The sequence below is a fragment of the Streptomyces sparsus genome (assembly GCF_054776295.1).
The window spans coordinates 1-2,174 of sequence record NZ_BAAHCA010000837.1; the positions used below are offsets into that span (position 1 = coordinate 1).

Consider the following 2,174-nt stretch of genomic DNA (forward strand, 5'->3'; position numbering starts at 1 on the left):
ACGCCGGCGCGCCGGCCGCACCCGGCGGGTACGCGGGACTCTCACCGAAGGCCCTGCGGGCGTCGCGGGACTGCCTCTCGGCCACCACTCCCGCCAGATACGTCGCGGCCGGCACGCCCTCGGGCGGCGGCGTGCCGGTACGCCCCGCCACGTCCGCACCGAGCCGCTCCGCGACCGACCGGCTCACCTGCGGGTCGAGCTGGGACATCCGGGTGAGGTACTGCCGGATCGCCAACCACAGCGGGTTCGGGATCGCGGAGAGGTCGAGGCCCTGGAAGTAGCCGGCCAGCCGGGGCGGGGGCGGCGGCACCGCCGCGACCGGCGGCGCGGAGTTGCGTTCCCGCACCACGAGCGTGCCGGCGAAGACGTCACCGAGGCGGCGCCCCCGCTGGGAGACCAGCGAGGAGCAGGTGGCCACCACCCCGAGCGTCAGCTGGATCTCCACGAACCCGATCAGTCCGCGCACCAGCGCGTGCCGGAAGCGGACCGGCCCGCCGTCCTCCCGGACCACGCGCAGTCCGCAGGCCATCTTGCCCAGGGACCGTCCGTTGCTGAGCGTCTCCACGGCCACCGGTCCGCCCATCAGGACCAGTACCAGCAGCGCCACCGCGACGGCTGCCTCGGCAGCCTGGTCCAGGCCGGACACCGCGGTCAGCAGCAGGACGAAGAACGCCAGGTAGACGGCCCACAGCACCGCCAGGTCGATGCAGACGGCCAGTGCCCGGCTCGGCACTCTCGCCGGCCGCAACCCCAGCACCACCGCGTCGCCCGTCACGAGTTCACTCACCCGGCACCTCTCCTCTCGGCTCCTACGAACAGTAAAGACGACAAGTGCCCGCGGTCCCGCCCGCCGGTCGTCTGCCAAGCTCTTCCCATGGATCTCGACGTCTTCGTCTCCGCGCACCGCGGGCAGTGGGAACGCCTGGAGGAGCTGCTGCGCCGCCGGCGCCGCCTCTCCGGAGCCGAGGTGGACGAGCTGGTCGCGCTCTACCAGCTCACCGCGACGCACCTGTCGCAGGTCCAGTCGAGCGCGCCCGACCCCGCACTGGTCGGCCGGCTGACCACCCTGGTCGCCCGCGCGCGCAGCGCCGTCACCAGTCCGCGCCGCTCCTCCTGGAGGGACGCGGCGCACTTCTTCACCGCCGGCTTCCCGGCCGCCGTCTACCGCACCCGCCACTGGTGGGCGCCCACCGCAGTGCTGTCGATCCTGCTGGCCGCGGTGATCGGCTGGTGGATCGCCGCCCACCCGGAGGTCCAGTCCGCCATCGGCGCGCCGCAGGACCTCCGGGAGATGACCCGGCCCGGTGGCGACTACGAGACGTACTACTCCAGCAACCCGGCGGCCTCCTTCGCCGCGCAGGTCTGGACGAACAACGCCCAGGCCGTCGCCATCTGCCTGATCTTCGGTGCTCTGCTGGGCATCCCGGTGCTCTGGGTGCTGCTGCTGAACATGGCCAATCTCGGCGTCGGCATCGGCCTGATGGCGTCGGCCGGCCGGTTGGACGTCTTTCTCGGCCTGGTGCTGCCGCACGGCCTGCTGGAGCTCACCGCGGTCTTCGTGGCCGCCGGGACCGGCCTCCGGCTCGGCTGGACGGTGATCGACCCGGGCCGGCGGAGCAGACGGGCGGCGCTGGCCCAGGAGGGGCGGGCGGCCATCGGCATGGCCATCGGGCTGGCCGTGGTGCTGTTCGTCTCCGGCGTGATCGAGGGCTTCGTGACCCCCTCCGGCCTGCCCACCTGGGCCCGCGTCAGCATCGGCGTCGCTGCCGAGGCGGCCTTTCTCGGCTACGTCTACGTACTCGGCCGCAGGGCCGTTCTCGCAGGTGAGACCGGGGACATCGACGCCGCAGACCGCCCGGCCGAGGTGCCCGTCGCCGCTTGATGTGCGTCGGGGCCCCGGCAACTGCTACTGTCCTGTTCGCCGCACAGGACCCCGTTGACGCGGGGGCCGTGAGGCGGTAGATTCGAACAGTTGCCTGGAGCTCGACGAGTTCGGCAGCAACGGTTGGTATCTTCAACGCTTCCTCCCGAACCCGAGTGGTTCGCCGGAAGTATTTCGAACTCCTGAGGGAATCAACAGTCGATTCGATCGGCCAAAATGATTCTGCTAGAGTCTGAAAGCGCCGAAAGGCAAAGGGAATCCAACGCCCTCAGAGCAGAAACCGGAAAGAAAA

At 71.1% G+C, this 2,174-nt stretch carries 2 protein-coding genes; one reads left to right on the forward strand and one right to left on the reverse strand.

Annotation, left to right across the window (positions count from 1 at the left end; translation table 11 throughout):
* On the reverse strand, window positions 1-787 hold a 787-nt coding region (locus ACYVE9_RS23990), incomplete at its 3' end, for an RDD family protein (RefSeq protein WP_461029979.1).
* Window positions 788-874: 87 nt separating this feature from the next.
* Between ACYVE9_RS23990 and ACYVE9_RS23995 the strand changes: the two genes are divergently transcribed.
* Window positions 875-1,882, forward strand: coding sequence for a stage II sporulation protein M (locus ACYVE9_RS23995; RefSeq protein WP_461029980.1), 1,008 nt, complete (start codon window positions 875-877; stop codon window positions 1,880-1,882).
* Window positions 1,883-2,174 lie beyond the last annotated feature (292 nt).

Coding starts and splice junctions, on each gene's coding strand:
- ACYVE9_RS23995 (WP_461029980.1), top strand. CDS start 875: ATGGATCTCGACGTCTTCGTCTCCGCGCACCGCGGGCAGTGGGAACGC.